Here is a 15,759-nt window from a genome sequence, read left to right on the forward strand (position 1 = left end):
CGCTCGGACGTGACCGACTCGGCTCCCGGACTGCGCCTGCGCGGCATCACCAAGCGCTTCGGCTCACTGGTCGCCAACGACCACATCGACCTGGACATCGTCCCGGGTGAGATCCACTGCCTGCTGGGGGAGAACGGCGCCGGCAAGTCGACGCTGATGAACGTGCTCTACGGGCTGCTGCAGCCCGACGAGGGCGAGATCACCGTCGACGGCCGGCCCCAGACCTACCGCAGCCCCAAGGAGGCGATCGCCGCCGGGATCGGCATGGTGCACCAGCACTTCATGCTGGTCGACGTCTTCACGGTGGCCGAGAACCTGGCCCTGGGCGGCCGCGGCGGCGGACTGCTGAACATGCGCACCGCCCGGCGGACCGTCCGTGACCTGTCGGCCCGCTACCGGCTCGACGTGGATCCCGACGCCCTCATCGAGGACCTGCCGGTGGGCGTCCAGCAGCGGGTGGAGATCCTCAAAGCGCTGGCCAACGACGCCCGGTACCTGATCTTCGACGAGCCGACCGCCGTGCTGACGCCGCAGGAGATCGACGAGCTGATCGCAGTGATGCGCTCGCTGCGCGACGAGGGCAAGGCGATCGTCTTCATCACCCACAAGCTGCGGGAGGTACGGGCGATCGCGGACCGGATCACCGTCGTGCGGCGGGGCCAGGTGGTGGGGACGGCCAGCCCGACCGACACCGAGACCACGCTGGCCGAGCTGATGGTGGGACGGGCGGTCAACCTGGTGGTCGACAAGCAGCCGGCCCGGCCGAGTCAGCAGCCGAGGCTGGTGCTGGAGGGCGTGTCGGTGGCCAGCCCGAACGGCAGCCTGGCCGTCACCGACCTCGACCTGGCCGTGGCCGGGGGCGAGATCGTCTGCGTCGCCGGTGTGCAGGGCAACGGCCAGACCGAGCTCGCGGAGGCGTTGCTCGGCACCACGCCGGTCACCGCCGGCCGGGTGCTGCTGGACGGCCGCCCGCTGCCCACCGGCTCACCGCGCGACACGATCCGGGCCGGGATGGGCTTCGTGCCCGAGGACCGTCGGACCGACGGCTTCGTCGGAACCTTCAGCGTGGCCGAGAACCTCGTGCTCAACCACGTCGACGAGGCGCCCTTCGCCAAGGGGATCGCGCTCGACCTGCGACGGATCCGTGGCAACGCGGAGGAGCGGGTGGCGGAGTTCGATATCCGTACCGAGTCCGTCGACTCCACGGTCAGCTCGCTGTCCGGTGGCAACCAGCAGAAGGTGGTGCTGGCCCGCGAGCTGTCCCGGCCGCTCTCGGCCCTGGTGGCCAGCCAGCCGACGCGCGGGGTTGACGTCGGCGCCATCGAGTTCCTGCACCGCCGGCTGGTCACCGAGCGCGACCGCGGCACCGCCGTGCTGATCGTCTCGACCGAGCTGGACGAGGTGGCGGCGCTCGCCGACCGGGTGGCGGTGATGTACCGCGGCCGGATCGTGGGGATCGTCGCGCCGGACACCTCCCGCGAGGTGCTCGGGCTGATGATGGCCGGCGTCCCCCAGGAGGAGGCGCTCGCCGCTGCCCCGGCCGCGTCACCTGTCCCGGCCGGACCGAACCGAAACCCGGGGGAGCTGCGGTGAGCCGGCCGAGCCGACGGGTGCCGAGCCCCCGCGCCCCGGGCCGCACCGGCTGGGTGCCCTGGACCGAGGTGTTCACCACCGTGGCCGCGTTCGTGCTGGCCTTCGCCGTCGGCGCGGTGCTGATGATCGTCTCCGACACCACGGTGCGCAGCACCTTCGCCTACTTCTTCGCCCGGCCCTCCGACGCGCTGAGGGCCTCGGCGGACAAGGTCGGCACCGCCTACGCGGCCCTGGTCGCGGGTGCCGTCGGTGGTTACGGCCCGCTGACCGCGACCACCGCGCAGGCCGCGCCGCTGATCTGCGCCGGGCTGGGGGTGGGGCTGGCCTTCCGGGCCGGCTTGTTCAACATCGGGGCTCAGGGCCAGGCGATCCTCGGGGCCATCGTGGCCGCGTACATCGGCTTCAGCTGGCACCTGCCGGCAGGCCTGCACCTGCTCGTCGCGCTGCTCGGCGGCCTGGTCGGCGGCGGCGTCTGGGGCGGCATCGTCGGCTGGCTCAAGGCTCGCGCCGGTGCGCACGAGGTGATCGTGACGATCATGATGAACTACATCGCCGCTGGCCTGCTCGGCTACCTGCTGACCACCGTGGCGTTCCGACGGCCGGGTCGGCCCGACCCGATCTCGCCGGTGGTGGACTGGAGCGCGACCTTCCCGCGGCTCGAGGGCGGCGAGCTGCATCTCGGCTTCGTGGTCGCGCTGGCCGCGGCGGTCGGGGTCTGGTGGCTGCTCGACCGTTCGACCACCGGCTTCGCCATCCGCGCCGTCGGGGCCAACCCGCACGCGGCGGCGACGGCGGGGATGAGCGTGGCCCGGACCACGATCATCACGATGTCGGTGGCCGGGGCTCTGGCGGGGCTGGCCGGGGTGCAGGCGGCTCTCGGACCGAGCGCGTCCGGCGTCCCCGTCCCCCTCTCCGCCGGCATCGTCGGCTCCGTCGGCTTCGACGCCATCACGGTGGCGCTGCTCGGCCGCTCCAAGCCGCTGGGCATCGTGCTGGCCGGCCTGCTCTTCGGCGCCTTGCACGCCGGCGGGCTGGCGATGCAGAGCGTCGCCCAGACCCCGCTGACCCTGACCACCGCCCTGCAGGCGCTGATCGTCCTCTTCGTCGCCGCGCCGGCCCTGGTCGCCAAGGTGCTGCCGTTCCTGCGCGGACGACGGCTCCGGCCCGTCGGCCCGGCGGCCGAGGGGGGACTGGCGTGAGCACCGCTGCCGAACGCTCCACCGGGCTTGCGGCTGGCCTCGACGACGGTGCCCTCGCCGGCGTGCGGGTCGAGTCGCGCGAGAAGCGGCGCCAGCGACTGTCGACCGGGGCGCTGATCGGGGTGATCGGGGTGCTGCTGCTGGTCAGCCTGGCCTCGACCTCGGGCGCGGCTCGGTTCGCGCTGTCCAACGCGTTCGACGAGGTCCAGCTGCCGACCGTCTCGGTCCCGGGCACCGGCACGGTGGCGGTCTGTGCCGTCGTCTGCCTGCTGGCCGCGGCCGGCTTCCTGTCCGGACGGCTGCGGGGCCGGCTGCCGGCACTGGCCGGGACGGTGGCGGGCGTCGCGGTGATCCTCGGCTTCCTCACCTGGGCCGCCGCCGGCCGGGACCTGCCGTTCCCGGTCAGCAACCAGTTCGCGGGCACCCTCTCGCTGGCCACGCCGCTGGTCTTCGGTGCCCTGTGCGGAGTGCTCTGCGAGCGGGCCGGCGTGGTCAACGTCGCGATCGAGGGCCAGTTCCTCAGCGCGGCCTTCGCCGCCGCCGTGGTCGGCAGCCTGACCCACTCCGTGCTGGCCGCGATGGTGGCCGCCGTCGTCGCGGGTGTGGCCATGGCCGCGCTGCTGGCGCTGTTCTCGATCAACTACCTGGTCAACCAGGTGGTGCTCGGCGTGGTGCTCAACCTGCTCGCGGTCGGGATCACCGGGTTCCTCTTCGACCAGCTCGTGCAGCCCGCCTCCGACACCTACAACGCCGGGCCCGTGCTGGAGTCCCTACCGATCCCCGGGCTCTCGGGCATCCCCTTCTTCGGGGCGGTGCTCTTCTCCCAGTCGGTGCTGGCCTACCTGGCCGCGGTCTCGGTGGTCGTGGTCTGGCTGCTGATCTACCGGACCACGTGGGGGCTTCGGGTCCGGGCGACCGGCGAGCACCCCGAGGCCGTGGACACCGTCGGCCTCGACGTGCGGGCGATCCGCTGGTCGGCGGTCCTGGCCGGGGGCGTCTTCGCCGGGCTCGGCGGCTCCTTCTTCACCCTCGCCTCCACCGGCTCGTTCTCGAAGGAGTTCACGGTCGGCAACGGTTTCATCGCCCTGGCCGCGGTGATCATGGGCCGCTGGCGCCCGGTCCTGGCCACCCTGATGTGCCTGTTCTTCGGCTTCGTCACCCAGATGGCCTCGCAGCTGCAGACCCTCAGCACGCCGATGCCCAGCCAGTTCCTGCTGATCCTGCCGTACGTGGCCACGATCGTCGCCGTCGCCGGCCTGGTCGGCCGGGTCCGCCCGCCGGCGGCTGACGGCATCCCGTACGAGAAATGACCATGTCCACCATCGACTGGGAGGGCCTGCGCGAGCGCGCCCGGGCGATGACCGCCCTCGCGTACGCGCCGTACTCCGACTACCAGGTGGGCGCGGCCGCGCTCGTCGACGACGGCCGCGTGGTCGCGGGCTGCAACGTCGAGAACGCCGCCTACGGGGTCGCCCTCTGCGCCGAGTGCGGCCTGGTCTCAGACCTCCACGCCAGCGGCGGCGGCCGGCTCGTCGCGTTCGCCTGTGTCGACAAGACCGGGGCCGCCCTGATGCCGTGCGGGCGCTGCCGCCAGCTCCTCTGGGAGCACGGCGGACCCGGGCTGCTGGTCGACACCCCGCTCGGCGTCCAGCCCATGACGCAGGTGCTGCCCCAGGCCTTCGGCGAGGCGGAGCTGGATTCCGTCGAGCGCCACCCCCACGCCCCCGATCCCGAACCGAACGGACCCCGATGACGACGCCCGACCTCGACCTGCTGCGCGCGATGCCCAAGGTCTCCCTGCACGACCACCTCGACGGCGGTGTCCGGGCGGCCACCGTCTTCGAGATCGCGGGCGAGATCGGGCACCCGCTGCCTGCCGACTCGCCCGAGGCGCTGGGCCGCTGGTTCGCCGAGTCGGCCGACTCCGGCTCCCTGGTGCGCTACCTGGAGACGTTCGACCACACCGTCGCCGTGATGCAGCGGCCGCAGGACATCCGCCGGGTGGCCCGGGAGTTCGTCGAGGACCTGGCCGCGGACGGCGTGGTCTACGGCGAGACCCGCTACGCCCCGGAGCGGCTGACCGAGGGCGGCCTGACCGAGGCGCAGGCCGTCGAGGCCGTCAGGGACGGGATCGCCGAGGGGATGGCCGCCTGCCTGGACCGCGGCGAGCCGATCCTCGTGCACCAGCTGCTGGACTCGATGCGGCACGAGCAGCCCACCACCCGGATCGCCGAGCTGGCCCTGGCCTACCGCGACGCCGGCGTCGCGGGCTTCGACATCGCGGGGCCAGAGGACGGCTTCCCGGCGGAGGACTGGGCGGCAGCCTTCGGCCTGCTGCGCCGGCAGCTGATGCCCTTCACCATCCACGCGGGCGAGGCCGCCGGGGTCGAGTCCATCCGCGGCGCCCTGGCCTGCGGCGCCCGGCGGATCGGCCACGGCGTCCGGATCATCGGCGACATCACCATGGGCGAGGACGGTGCGGCGGTCCTCGGGCCGGTCGCGACCTACGTCCGCGACGCCCGGATCACCCTCGAGCTCTGCCCCTCCTCGAACGTCCAGACCGGCGCGGTCGGCTCGCTGACCGAGTACCCTTTCCGGCTGCTGGACGAGCTCGGCTTCCGGGTGACCGTCAACTGCGACAACCAGCTGATGAGCAGCACGAGCCTCTCGGGGGAGTACGGCGTCCTGGTCGAGCACTTCGGCTACGACCTGGCCGGCCTCCGCCGGATCACCGTCAACGCGGCCAAGAGCGCGTTCCTGCCCTTCGACCAGCGCCAGTCCCTCATCGCCGAGGTGATCCTCCCCGCCTGGGACGCGGTGGTCGCGGCCGGGGCCGGCTCGTCCTAGTCTGACGTCGTGTCTGAGCTCCCTCTTCCGGATCGGGTCGTCGAGCTGCTGCGCCGAGCGAACCCCGCCGTGATGGCCACCCTCGCCGCCGACGGCCGACCCGTCACGGTCGCGACCTGGTACCTGCTGGAGGACGACGGCCGGGTGGTGCTCGGGCTGGACGCCACCCGCGTCCGGCTGAAGCACATGCGCGCCGACCCCCGGGTCTCGTTGACCGTCCTCTCCGACGCCAGCTGGTACACCCACGTCAGCCTGCAGGGACGGATCGTCTCCATCGTCGACGACGAGGGTCTCCACGACATCGACCGGATCGCCCGGCACTACACCGGCGGCCCGTACGCCGACCGTGAGCACCCGCGGGTGACCGCCCACCTCGAGATCGACCGCTGGCACGCCTGGGGCGAGCTGCGCGACGCCTGAAGACCGACTTGTCAGAACTGAGTTGCCCTGGGGGACACCTGCGTTCTGACAACTCGGGAAACACCGATGCTCAGCAGGTCCTGGACGACGGTCGCCGGTTCGAGGCGGAGCTCGAGTGAGGTGGCCCGCAGCACGCGTGAGCCGGCGAGCACCAAGCCGCGCTCGCGCCGCATGTCGGCCTGCCAGTGCTCAACCTCCAGGTGGTGCGCGCCGTCCACCTCGAGCAGCACCCGCTCCCCGCTCGACAGGACCCACTCTGCGTCGAGGTAGCGCAGCCGGCCGTGGGCGTCGGTCCGCCGTACCTGCCGGTCCGGTGGCGCCAAGCCGAAGCGACGACAGACAGCCACCAGGTCGAGCTCGCTCAGTGCCTCCGAACCGCCGGCAATGTCCCGCACCGCTTCACGTAGGTATGCCTTGTGGCGGATTCGACCGGCCAGAGTGAGGGCGGCGTCGAGCTCAGGGGTCGTGCACAAGCGCTGCTGGACGACCGCAGCCACCAGCGCACAGGCGAAGCGCGGCCACGGCTGCCAAGCGGCCGCGTCGAGGACGGAGGGCGCAGCATCGGTGCAGGGCAGCCCATGGCGCGTGACCTGGCGTTCCGGCTGCACCCGACGTGACTCGTGGACGACGACCGAGGGGTGGTGGACCACCTTGGCTCCACGAGGGACGCGCAGGTGGATCCCCACTGCGGCTCGAGCGAAGTCACGGAACCCGACCAGCTCGAGTGCGGTGTGGCCCACCAGGGCGGCCGGTGGTCCTGCGTCGAGCGTGCTTGCCCACATCAGCTGACGACGGGACGGGTCCGCGTTGTGCAGCAGAACGACGTGTGAGCCCCAGCCGGTCCATCGGCGGGCCGCGATCTGGGCGCGGATCTCGACCTGGGTGAGCCCGAGGCTCCGCAGCTGGGCCCGGGTGGCGACGCGCTGCTGTCGCCGGGCCAGGAGGACGAGGTCCGGGGGAGGTTGAGCAGTCCGACGCATGGCCCCACTCTGAGCAGCCGACCGGTCCCGAGCGAGCCCTCGCCGCAATCTGTGGATGACGACGGGACGCGCCGGCGCTGTGGACACCCACGTGTCAGAACTGAGTTGTCCCCTGGGACAACCGCGTTCTGACAAGTCGGCAGAGAGGGCGTCAGGTGCAGGAACGCAGGACAGCCAGGGCGAGGACGCGGGCGCAGGTGAAGACCTCCGCCAGGGGCACCCGCTCGTCCGGGCCGTGGGCGGTGCGGACGTCGCCGGGGCCGTAGTGCAGGGTCGGCACGCCGGCGGCGGCGTAGAGCCGGAGGTCGCTGCCCCAGGGGGCGCCGTGCTCGGCGACCGGGGGTCCGCCGGCGACGTCGGCGTGCGCGATCCGGACGGTGTCGCGCAGCACATGTCCCGAGGGCAGGTGGCCGCCGGCGAACTGGCCGCCCGTCCAGCTCACCCGCGGCGGGTGGTCGCGCAGGTAGGGGTCACGGGCCGCGGCCTCGCTCACCACCTGCTCCAGCTCGGTCCGGGCGGTCGGCGGGTCCTCCTCGATCTTGACGCCGTAGCGGCCCTCGGCCACCAGCAGGTCGGGCACGCTGCTCGGCCAGTCGCCCGCGCGCAGCCGACCGACGGAGAGCGGGTACGCCACCGGCAGGTGCTGCATCAACGGCTCGGTGGTGGCGTTGCGCCGGTCCTGCAACCGGGCCAGTGCCTGGTGGATCCCCAGGTAGGAGTCGATGGCCGAGCTGCCGGCGTAGGCGGTGCTGCCGTGGGTGGCCAGCCCGGGGACCTCGATCCGGAAGGTCAGCGAGCCGGCGTTGGCGGTGACCAGGTCCAGGGCCGTCGGCTCCGGGATCACGCACGCCGCTCCCGTGTGTCCTCTCCGCAGGGCGGCGAAGGCGCCGAGCCCGCCGTCCTCCTCGCCGATGGAGAAGTGCACCGCGTACGGGCGGACCAGCTGGACGCCGGAGGCACGCAGAGCCGCCACCGCCGCGAGGATGGCCGCAGCCCCGCCCTTCATGTCGTTGCTGCCGCGTCCCACCAGGTCACCACCGCGGACCACCGGCGCGAACGGCGACGAGCTCCACTGCGCCCGGTCGCCGCCGGGGACGACATCCACGTGGGCCTGCAGCACCAGCCCCGGCTCCGGGTCGTCCCGGGCCGGCCCCGAGGAGGTGCCCACCAGCCCCCAGGCCTCACCGCGCTCCACCTCCTCGCCGGGGTACGCGGGGTCGGCGCGCAGCTCGGCGAGGTCCAACGGCCACAGGTCGACGTCGAGCCCGAGCCGGGTCAGCCGGCCGGCGAGGTCGGCCTGGATCTCGCACTCCGCGTCGCTGCCGCCCGTACTGGGCAGCGCGACCAGCTCGCGCAGCGTCTGGACCGCTGCCGCCTCGTCGAGCAGGGCGAGCACATCCGCTTCGGTGGTGGTCAGCACACCCGAACGCTAGTGGTCATCGATGTCGGCCGCGTTGCGTACGGAGCGCGACACCTTCCGGGGGCTCGTGGCCGGCTCCGGACGCCTGGGACCGGCCCGAAAGTCGTGCAGCGGCACCCTGCGCGCGGCATAGGGTTCACCCCATGAGCTCACGCGTGCTGACCGCGCCCACCTGGCCGTACGCCAACGGCCCGCGCCACATCGGTCACGTCTCCGGTTTCGGGGTGCCGTCCGACGTCTTCTCCCGCTACATGCGGATGAGCGGCCACGACGTGCTGATGGTCTCGGGCACCGACGAGCACGGAACGCCGATCTCGGTCCAGGCCGAGCGCGAGGGCATGAGCACCCGGGCTCTCGCGGACAAGTACAACCGGGTCATCGTGGAGGACCTGCAGGGCCTCGGCATGTCCTACGACCTCTTCACCCGCACCACCACCCGTAACCACTACGAGGTGGTGCAGCAGCTGTTCCTGGGCTTGCACAAGAACGGCTACATCGTTCCGCAGACCGCGTTGGGCGCGGTCAGCCCGTCGACCGGACGTACGCTGCCGGACCGCTACATCGAGGGCACCTGTCCGATCTGCGGCTACGACAGCGCCCGCGGCGACCAGTGCGACAACTGCGGCAACCAGCTGGACCCGGTCGACCTGATCAACCCGCGGTCACGGATCAACGGCGAGACGCCGCGCTTCGTCGAGACCGAGCACCTGTTCCTCGACCTGCCCGCACTGTCGGGCTCGCTGTCGCACTGGATCTCCAGCCGGACGGACTGGCGGCCGAACGTCCTCAAGTTCAGCCAGAACCTGTTGGCCGACCTACGACCGCGCGCCATCACCCGCGATCTCGACTGGGGCGTGCCGGTACCGCTCGACAGCTGGCGCGACCAGCCGATGAAGCGGCTGTACGTCTGGTTCGACGCCGTGATCGGCTACCTGTCCGCCTCGGTCGAATGGGCCCGGCGGACCGGCGACCCCGACGCCTGGCAGCTGTGGTGGCAGGACCCTGAGGCGCTCAGCTACTACTTCATGGGCAAGGACAACATCGTCTTCCATTCGGTCATCTGGCCCGGCATGCTGCTGGGCCACAACGGTCAGGGCGACCACGGCGGCACGCTCGGCCCGATGGGCAAGCTGGAGCTGCCCGATGAGGTGGTGTCGAGTGAGTACTTGACCATGAGCGGGGCCAAGTTCTCGACCAGCCGCAACAAGGTGATCTACGTCGGCGACTTCATCCGGGACTTCGGCCCGGACCCGCTGCGCTACTACATCGCGGTCGCCGGCCCCGAGACCACCGACAGCGACTTCACCTGGGACGAGTTCGTCCGCCGGACAAACTTCGAGCTGGCCAACGAGTGGGGCAACCTGGTCAACCGTTCGGTCTCGATGGCCCACAAGAACGTGGGAGCGATCCCGACCCCGGGCGCCCTGGTCGACCTCGACACCGCGCTGCTGGAGACCTCCCGGGCGTCGTTCGACGTCGTCGGCGACCTGCTGCGGCGCAACCGCTTCAAGGCCGCGATCGGCGAGGCGATGCGGGTGGCCGGCGCCGCGAACAAGTACCTCTCCGACGCCGAGCCCTGGAAGCTGAAGGACGACCCGGAACGGCGCGACACGGTGCTGCACACCGCGTTGCAGGTGGTCAGCGACGTGAACACCCTGATGACGCCGTTCTTACCGCACGCCGCGCAGAAGGTGCACGCCGCGCTGGGCGGCGAGGGCGTCTGGGCCGCCGAGCCGGAGATCCGCGAGGTCAGCGAGGAGGGCGGGCCGGACTACCCGGTGATCATGGGCCACTACGCGGGCGAGCAGGCTCGGTGGGCCAGCCGGCCGCTCGAGCCCGGCCGTCCGCTGGTCAAGCCCACCCCGCTCTTCCCCAAGCTGGACGAGAAGCTCGGCCAGACCGGCCCGGACTGGGCCCCGATCGACCCGACCTGACCCGACTTGTCAGACCTGAGTTGTCCTATAGGGCAACTCAGTTCTGACAACTCGGGCGGGCGGGCGGGCGGGCGGGCGGGCGGACGGGCGGGCCTGTCAGGGCAGGGAGAGCTCCCAGGAGCGCCAGGGGCGGCGGGGCTGCTCGCCGTGGCCGGGGTCGACGCCGATGATCCGACCGCCACGGAGGCTGACGACCGCGTGCTTGGCCTCCTCGTCCAGCTCGGTCAGCGACGGCGTGGTCGCCGGGCCGCCGGCGAAGCGGTGGTTCGCCCAGTCGTAGACCGAGGTGTGGCCGTGCACCTGGCTGAAGGGCATCAGGCTGTCCTGCCAGCTGGGCACCAGCTCGGTCGAGGCGACCGCCCACAGCGGTCCGGCACTCTGGTCGCGGCGGCGGCCCAGCAGCTCGCCGGCGCGGAAGACGACGTCGCGCCGGCCCCGCGGCAGCGCGTTCAGGGCCAGCGCCGCCTGCCGAGCGTCCGGCGGGGCGTCGAGTACGGCGCGCCAGAAGCCGGCGGTCAGGCCGGCGTGGGTCACCAGGTAGCTCTCGGCACGGGTGGTCAGGGCGGCGGCCACCCGCAGCTGGCCTGCCTCCCACCACCGACGCAGCGTGTCGGTCACCTCGTCCGGCAGCTGTTCGGGCCAGTCGAACGCCGGCTCCCGCAGGTACTGCGCCTCGTGGTTGCCCACCAGCTGCAGCCACTGCTCGGGCTGCTCGGTGAGGTAGCGGTCGACCAGGGCGACCACCCCGGCGGAGTCGGGGCCGCGGTGCACCAGGTCGCCGACCTGGATGACCACCAGGTTCGGCGGCAGTAGGCCGGTCGACGGGTCGGCGCCGAGCCGGTCGAGCTCGCCGACCAGCTCGTCCAGGTGGCCGGCCACGTCGCCGATCACCGCCACCCGGCGTCCGGGTGCGAGGGGCAGGGTCATGATCCTCGCGGTGAGGCCCAGGACTCGGCGGGCACGTAGAGCGACACGTTGTCCATCCTGCGCTGGACGGCGGCGACCTCGCGGACCGCCTGCGCGATCACGCTGCGGTCCAACGGTGAGACCTCGTCCATCTGCAGCCGGTCCGTCGCGGCCTCGCCGCGCTGGTACTGCAGCACCTGGTAGCGCAGCCGCAGCCGCTGCAGCACCTCGAAGACCTCGACCAGCGTCTCGGCCTGGTCCTGCGGCAGCATCTCCGACCCGGCGGCCGCCCGTAGCCGCTCGGTCGTGGGCAGGGCGGCCGAGCCGACGCTGAGCGCGGCCCAGCGGGCCAGGTTCACGATGGGCAGCACCGCGTCCTCCTTGACGTCGAAGACGCCGCTGCGCCGGCTGAGGATGCCCCGCGCCGGCATCTTCGCCCGCCGCGACAGCGACTCCTGCAGCAGCAGCCGCATGGTGCCGGGGTGCCGCCGCAGGTCGCTGAACACCTTGGCCGCCGCCGGCAGCCCCGGGTCGCCGTGGATGGGACGTCCGTCGACGAGCAGGGACGTCATGATCGCGCCCTTGTCCTGCTCCGGGGCGGCCAGCCACTTCCCCGCCGCGGCTCGCCACTCCGCGTTGGTCCGGGCGAAGAGCCGCTGCTGCGCCGTCGCCCCGTGGGCGTCACCGCTGATCCCGCAGGTCGCCAGCAATTCCCCGACCTCGGCGAAGGCCGCGCGGTAGGCATCAGCCTCGGCCGACGGGGTGCCGTCGGCGAAGGCGACGGCGGAGTCGACGTCAGAGCTCAGCACGGCCTCGCGACGGCCGACGCTGCCCAGGGAGAGCCAGGTGAAGGCGTCGACCGAGAGCTCGGGGTGCCGCTCGAACACCAGCGCGACCGCGCGGCGGACCACCGTGTCGAGGATGGCGGAGTAGACCGCGATCACCTTGCTCGAGGCGAGGCCCCGGCGCAGCAGGTCGGCGAGCACGCCCGGTACCCTGCGGGCCCGTTCGGCCAGCTGCTCGACGGTCTCGGCCCGCCGCAGCTGCTCGTGCATCGCCACGCCGGCCGTGGTGGGGGAGACGGCGAAGTCACCCGGCTCCACGACGCCGCGCAGCTCACCGGCACGGTCGGTGACCAGCAGGTACCTGGTGCCGGTGTCCAGCAGCTGGATCAACGCCTCGGCGGCCGAGTCCCCCAGGGTGGCGGCGGGTGCCGGTTCCTCCACCAGCTCGCCCGCCGGTGTGCTCGGGGAGCGGCCGGCGACCACCAGCTCGCGTCGCAGCACCTCGTCGGTGACCAGCCCGTAGCGGCCGTCCGGCCGCCGTAGCGCCGCGTAGCCCGAGCCCCGCTCGCCCATCAGCCGCGCCACCTGCACCGCGGTGGTGCTCTCCTCGACGAGCACCGGCTCACTGAGGATCAGCTCGTCGACCAGGCTGTAGGTCGGGGTTGGCTCAGCCCGTCGGTTGGCCGCCGAGACCCGCTCGGCCAGGAACCGCGCCCCCCGCCGGGAGGCGAAGGCCGGGGTCACGGCCGAGCCGGGCATCCGCGCCACGGTCGAGGATTCGGCCGCCGTCGCTCGCGGTCCCACCGACCCTTCCGTCAGCATGGCCGAGAAGCCGAAAACCCCGCCCGGACCGAGGATCTCGTCCGGCGGTCCGGTCAGCAGGTCGACGTTGTTCCAGAGGTCCACCCGGCCCGCGACGACCAGGAACACGTCGTCGGTGCCACCGGCGAAGGCATCGAGCACCAGCTCGCCGCGCTCGAAACGCACGACGCTCGCCGACTCCGCCACCTTCGCCAACGCCTCGGGGTCGAGGGAGTCGAAGGGGGCGTAGCCGGCGAGCAGCGCTGCGAGGTCGTCCGCCATCCGCGTCAACCTACGCGGGGGGTGCGGGTCAGGAGCCCGGGGTGGGTGGGCTCGGGATCTTGTAGCCCGACGGGCCGACGTTCTCCTTCAGCGAGGCCTTCCACGATCCGTCCGCGATGTACTGCTTCAGGGCGGTGTCGACCTTGCCGACCAGGTCGGTGTTGCCCTTCTTGATCCCGACGCCGTACTGCTCGTCGGTGAACCCCTTGCCGATCAGCCGCAGCTTGCCCTTGTACTGGCTCGTGGCGGCGAAGCCGGCGAGGATGACGTCGTCGGTGCTGACCGCGTCGACGGTGCTGGCCGCCAACGCCGAGACGCAGTCGGAGAACTTGGGGTACTCCTGCAACGTGATCTTGCCCTTGTAGTGGTCCTTGATGTAGGCCGAGGACGTCGTCCCGGTCACCGAGCACAGCGTCCGTCCGTCGAGGGTCTGCGGGCTGGTGATGCTGTCCTCGTTGCGACGGACCAGCAGGTCCTGGTGGGCGACGAAGTACGGGCCGGCGAAGTCGACCACCTTCTTGCGGTCGTCGGTGATCGAGTAGGTCGAGAAGACCAGGTCGACCTGGCCGCCGGAGATCAGGTTCTCGCGGTCGGCGGGGTTGGCCTCGACCCAGGTGATCTTGTCCTTCGTCACCCCGAGGGCAGCGGCTACGTAGGTCGCGGTGTCCACGTCGAAGCCCGTGTAGGTCTCTCCCGTCTTCAGCCCCAGTCCGGGCTGGTCGAAGGAGATGCCGATCTTCAGGGTGCCGCCGGAGGCGCCGGGAAGCGGGGTCGGCGTCTTGACGTCGCCCGAGGACCCGCAGCCGGCGACCGAGAGAGCGGTCAGGGCAGCCAGGGCTACTGCGGCGATCCGCCGTTGCATGGTGAGCATCTACGTTCTCCTTTTCCGTCGGTCTCAGACGATCGAGGCGTCGTCCGCCGGGTCGAGGTCATCCGGCGTGACGTCGCTGTAGCGGGGCCCGTCGAGGGTCCAGAGGGCCTCGATCTTGCCGCCCGTGTTCTCGAGGACCTTGGGCTTGACCGTGCGCCAGGCGATCGCGAGGATCGCCGCGAGAACGGGGATGCCGAACACGACCACGAGGAAGCTCGTCTTGTGCAGGAGGTAGGGAGAGGACTGCCAGCCCGAGATGGCCAGCCCGATCAGGACCAGGACGAGGAACACCAGGCCGATGTAGCTCGTGTACGGGGAGCCCGGGGCCTGGAAGGGGCTGGCCGGGACCACCCCGCGGTCGCTGAGCTGCCGGAGCCGGAGCTGGCAGGCGAAGATCGTCCCCCAGGTCCACAGGATCATCACCGAGGTGGCCTCGACGGCGATCTCGAACGCGTCCGGGGTGAGGGCGTTGAGCAGCGAGCCCAGGACGAAGACCACCGAGGTCATCACGATGCCGGCCCACGGGACGCCCGACTTGCTCATCTTGAGGGTGAACTGCGGCGCCTGCTTGGACATGCCCAGGCTGCGTAGCACCCGACCCGTGGAGTAGAGACCCGAGTTGAGGCTCGACATGGCGGCCACGATCAGGATCGCCTGGATCACGGCGCTCATCCAGGTGAGGCCGAGCTTCTCGAAGACCGTGACGAACGGGCTGGTGCCCCCCTTGTACTCACTCGTCGGCAGCATGCAGACCAGCAGCAGGATGGAGCCGATGTAGAAGACGGCGATCCGGAAGATCACCGCGTTGACCGCCTTCGGCACCTCCTTCTCCGCGTTGGCCATCTCACCGGCGGCCACGCCGACCATCTCGATGGCCGCGTAGGCGAACACGACCCCCGACATCACCAGGATCGGGCCGTACCAGTTGAAGTCGCCGGTGTGCGGCCAGAAGCCGCCCGGGTTGTTCCAGAGGTTCTGCAGACCGGCCTTGTGGCCGCCGATGTCGAAGCCGCCGATGACCACGACCAGACCGACGATCAGGAAGACGACGATCGCGCCCACCTTGAGGATCGCGGCCCAGAACTCGAACTCACCGAATGCCCGGGCCGAGAGCAGGTTGATGGACAGCACGACGACCAGGGCGATCAGCACCGTGGCCCAGGTCGGCATGTTCGGCAACCAGTACTGGATGTACAACCCGACGGCGGACAGCTCCGCGATGCCGGTCAGGGCCCAGTTGGCCCAGTAGACCCAACCGGTGACGAACGCCCACTTCTCACCGAAGAACTCACGCATGTAGGAGACGAAGGCGCCCGAGGTCGCGCGGTGCAGCACGAGCTCGCCCAGGGCGCGCATCAGGAAGTAGGCGATGACGCCCACCACGGCGTAGCTGACGACCAGTGCTGGTCCGGTGCTGTGCAGCCGGGAGGCCGAGCCGAGGAACAGGCCGGTGCCGATGGCGCCACCGATGGCGATCATCTGCACGTGGCGAGAGTTCAGGGTCTGCTTGTAGCCGACCTGTTCGGCGTTGAGTGAGTCGTTCGGGACTTCTGTTTGGGTCATGAGCCGTCTTTCCTCGAGTCGTCGTGGCGAGTTCGTCCAAGGGGTCGCCGCAGCGCGAACGTGTGTGTGACCCTAGCCACACGCAGAAGTCAGGGGTGTTCCGGGGGCTTACCGTCTCGTTACACGGGCTTTACCCGGTGTTAGGGTTTAGTTAGTCG

The 15,759-nt window shown here is 71.4% G+C and carries 13 protein-coding genes; 7 read left to right on the top strand and 6 right to left on the bottom strand.

The genetic code is table 11. The features are described 5' to 3' along the window. Window positions 1-9: 9 nt before the first annotated feature. Genes ACFE7W_RS05435 through ACFE7W_RS05460 form a run of 6 tightly spaced genes read left to right on the top strand, consistent with a single transcriptional unit; the run spans window position 10 to window position 6,059 of the window. On the top strand, window positions 10-1,593 hold the full coding sequence (locus ACFE7W_RS05435; RefSeq protein ID WP_375423771.1) for an ABC transporter ATP-binding protein: 1,584 nt from the start codon (window positions 10-12) through the stop codon (window positions 1,591-1,593). After that, window positions 1,590-2,792, top strand: coding sequence for an ABC transporter permease (locus ACFE7W_RS05440; protein WP_375423772.1), 1,203 nt, complete (start codon window positions 1,590-1,592; stop codon window positions 2,790-2,792). Before ACFE7W_RS05435 ends, ACFE7W_RS05440 begins: the two co-directional genes overlap by 4 nt. Then, window positions 2,789-4,102 (top strand): ABC transporter permease, encoded by a 1,314-nt coding sequence (locus tag ACFE7W_RS05445; RefSeq protein ID WP_375423773.1) that lies wholly within the window; start codon window positions 2,789-2,791, stop codon window positions 4,100-4,102. Before ACFE7W_RS05440 ends, ACFE7W_RS05445 begins: the two co-directional genes overlap by 4 nt. 2 nt (window positions 4,103-4,104) lie before the next feature. Continuing rightward, the gene (locus tag ACFE7W_RS05450) at window positions 4,105-4,545 is read left to right on the top strand and encodes a cytidine deaminase (protein WP_375423774.1); all 441 of its coding nucleotides are present in this window, start codon (window positions 4,105-4,107) and stop codon (window positions 4,543-4,545) included. Beyond that, the gene (locus ACFE7W_RS05455; RefSeq protein WP_375423775.1) at window positions 4,542-5,639 is read left to right on the top strand and encodes an adenosine deaminase; all 1,098 of its coding nucleotides are present in this window, start codon (window positions 4,542-4,544) and stop codon (window positions 5,637-5,639) included. The genes ACFE7W_RS05450 and ACFE7W_RS05455 overlap by 4 nt, the downstream gene beginning before the upstream one ends. Before the next feature lie 9 nt (window positions 5,640-5,648). Beyond that, complete coding sequence (locus tag ACFE7W_RS05460) at window positions 5,649-6,059, top strand: TIGR03618 family F420-dependent PPOX class oxidoreductase (RefSeq protein ID WP_375423776.1); 411 nt, start codon at window positions 5,649-5,651, stop codon at window positions 6,057-6,059. Window positions 6,060-6,070: 11 nt separating this feature from the next. Here the strand turns inward: ACFE7W_RS05460 and ACFE7W_RS05465 are convergent, their stop codons facing one another. Both ACFE7W_RS05465 and ACFE7W_RS05470 read right to left on the bottom strand, forming a co-directional pair. Then, window positions 6,071-7,039, bottom strand: a complete 969-nt coding sequence (locus ACFE7W_RS05465) for a hypothetical protein (RefSeq protein WP_375423777.1) — start codon at window positions 7,037-7,039, stop codon at window positions 6,071-6,073. A gap of 151 nt (window positions 7,040-7,190) precedes the next feature. Continuing rightward, window positions 7,191-8,459 (bottom strand): M20/M25/M40 family metallo-hydrolase, encoded by a 1,269-nt coding sequence (locus ACFE7W_RS05470; protein ID WP_375423778.1) that lies wholly within the window; start codon window positions 8,457-8,459, stop codon window positions 7,191-7,193. A 143-nt stretch (window positions 8,460-8,602) separates the two neighbouring features. On the opposite strand from ACFE7W_RS05470, the gene metG reads away from it, so the two are divergent. Then, a complete protein-coding gene (gene metG / locus ACFE7W_RS05475) occupies window positions 8,603-10,393 on the top strand; it encodes a methionine--tRNA ligase (RefSeq protein ID WP_375423779.1) in 1,791 nt (596 codons plus the stop codon). Between the two features lie 96 nt (window positions 10,394-10,489). On the opposite strand, the gene ACFE7W_RS05480 is transcribed toward metG, so the two are convergent. From ACFE7W_RS05480 to ACFE7W_RS05495, 4 genes are read right to left on the bottom strand one after another with little or no spacing between them, the layout of a single operon-like run. Next, window positions 10,490-11,320 carry a metallophosphoesterase gene (locus ACFE7W_RS05480; RefSeq protein ID WP_375423780.1) on the bottom strand — a complete coding sequence of 277 codons (831 nt, stop codon included), beginning with the start codon at window positions 11,318-11,320 and terminating at the stop codon, window positions 10,490-10,492. Further along, window positions 11,317-13,167 (bottom strand): putative nucleotidyltransferase substrate binding domain-containing protein, encoded by a 1,851-nt coding sequence (locus ACFE7W_RS05485; RefSeq protein ID WP_375423781.1) that lies wholly within the window; start codon window positions 13,165-13,167, stop codon window positions 11,317-11,319. The genes ACFE7W_RS05480 and ACFE7W_RS05485 overlap by 4 nt, the downstream gene beginning before the upstream one ends. Before the next feature lie 28 nt (window positions 13,168-13,195). Further along, window positions 13,196-14,038: a glutamate ABC transporter substrate-binding protein gene (locus tag ACFE7W_RS05490; protein ID WP_375423782.1), complete on the bottom strand. Its 843-nt coding sequence runs from the start codon at window positions 14,036-14,038 to the stop codon at window positions 13,196-13,198. A 24-nt stretch (window positions 14,039-14,062) separates the two neighbouring features. Next, window positions 14,063-15,601: an amino acid permease gene (locus tag ACFE7W_RS05495; protein WP_375423783.1), complete on the bottom strand. Its 1,539-nt coding sequence runs from the start codon at window positions 15,599-15,601 to the stop codon at window positions 14,063-14,065. Window positions 15,602-15,759 lie beyond the last annotated feature (158 nt).

The sequence above is a fragment of the uncultured Friedmanniella sp. genome, from assembly GCF_964244285.1.
Classification (GTDB): domain Bacteria; phylum Actinomycetota; class Actinomycetes; order Propionibacteriales; family Propionibacteriaceae; genus Microlunatus.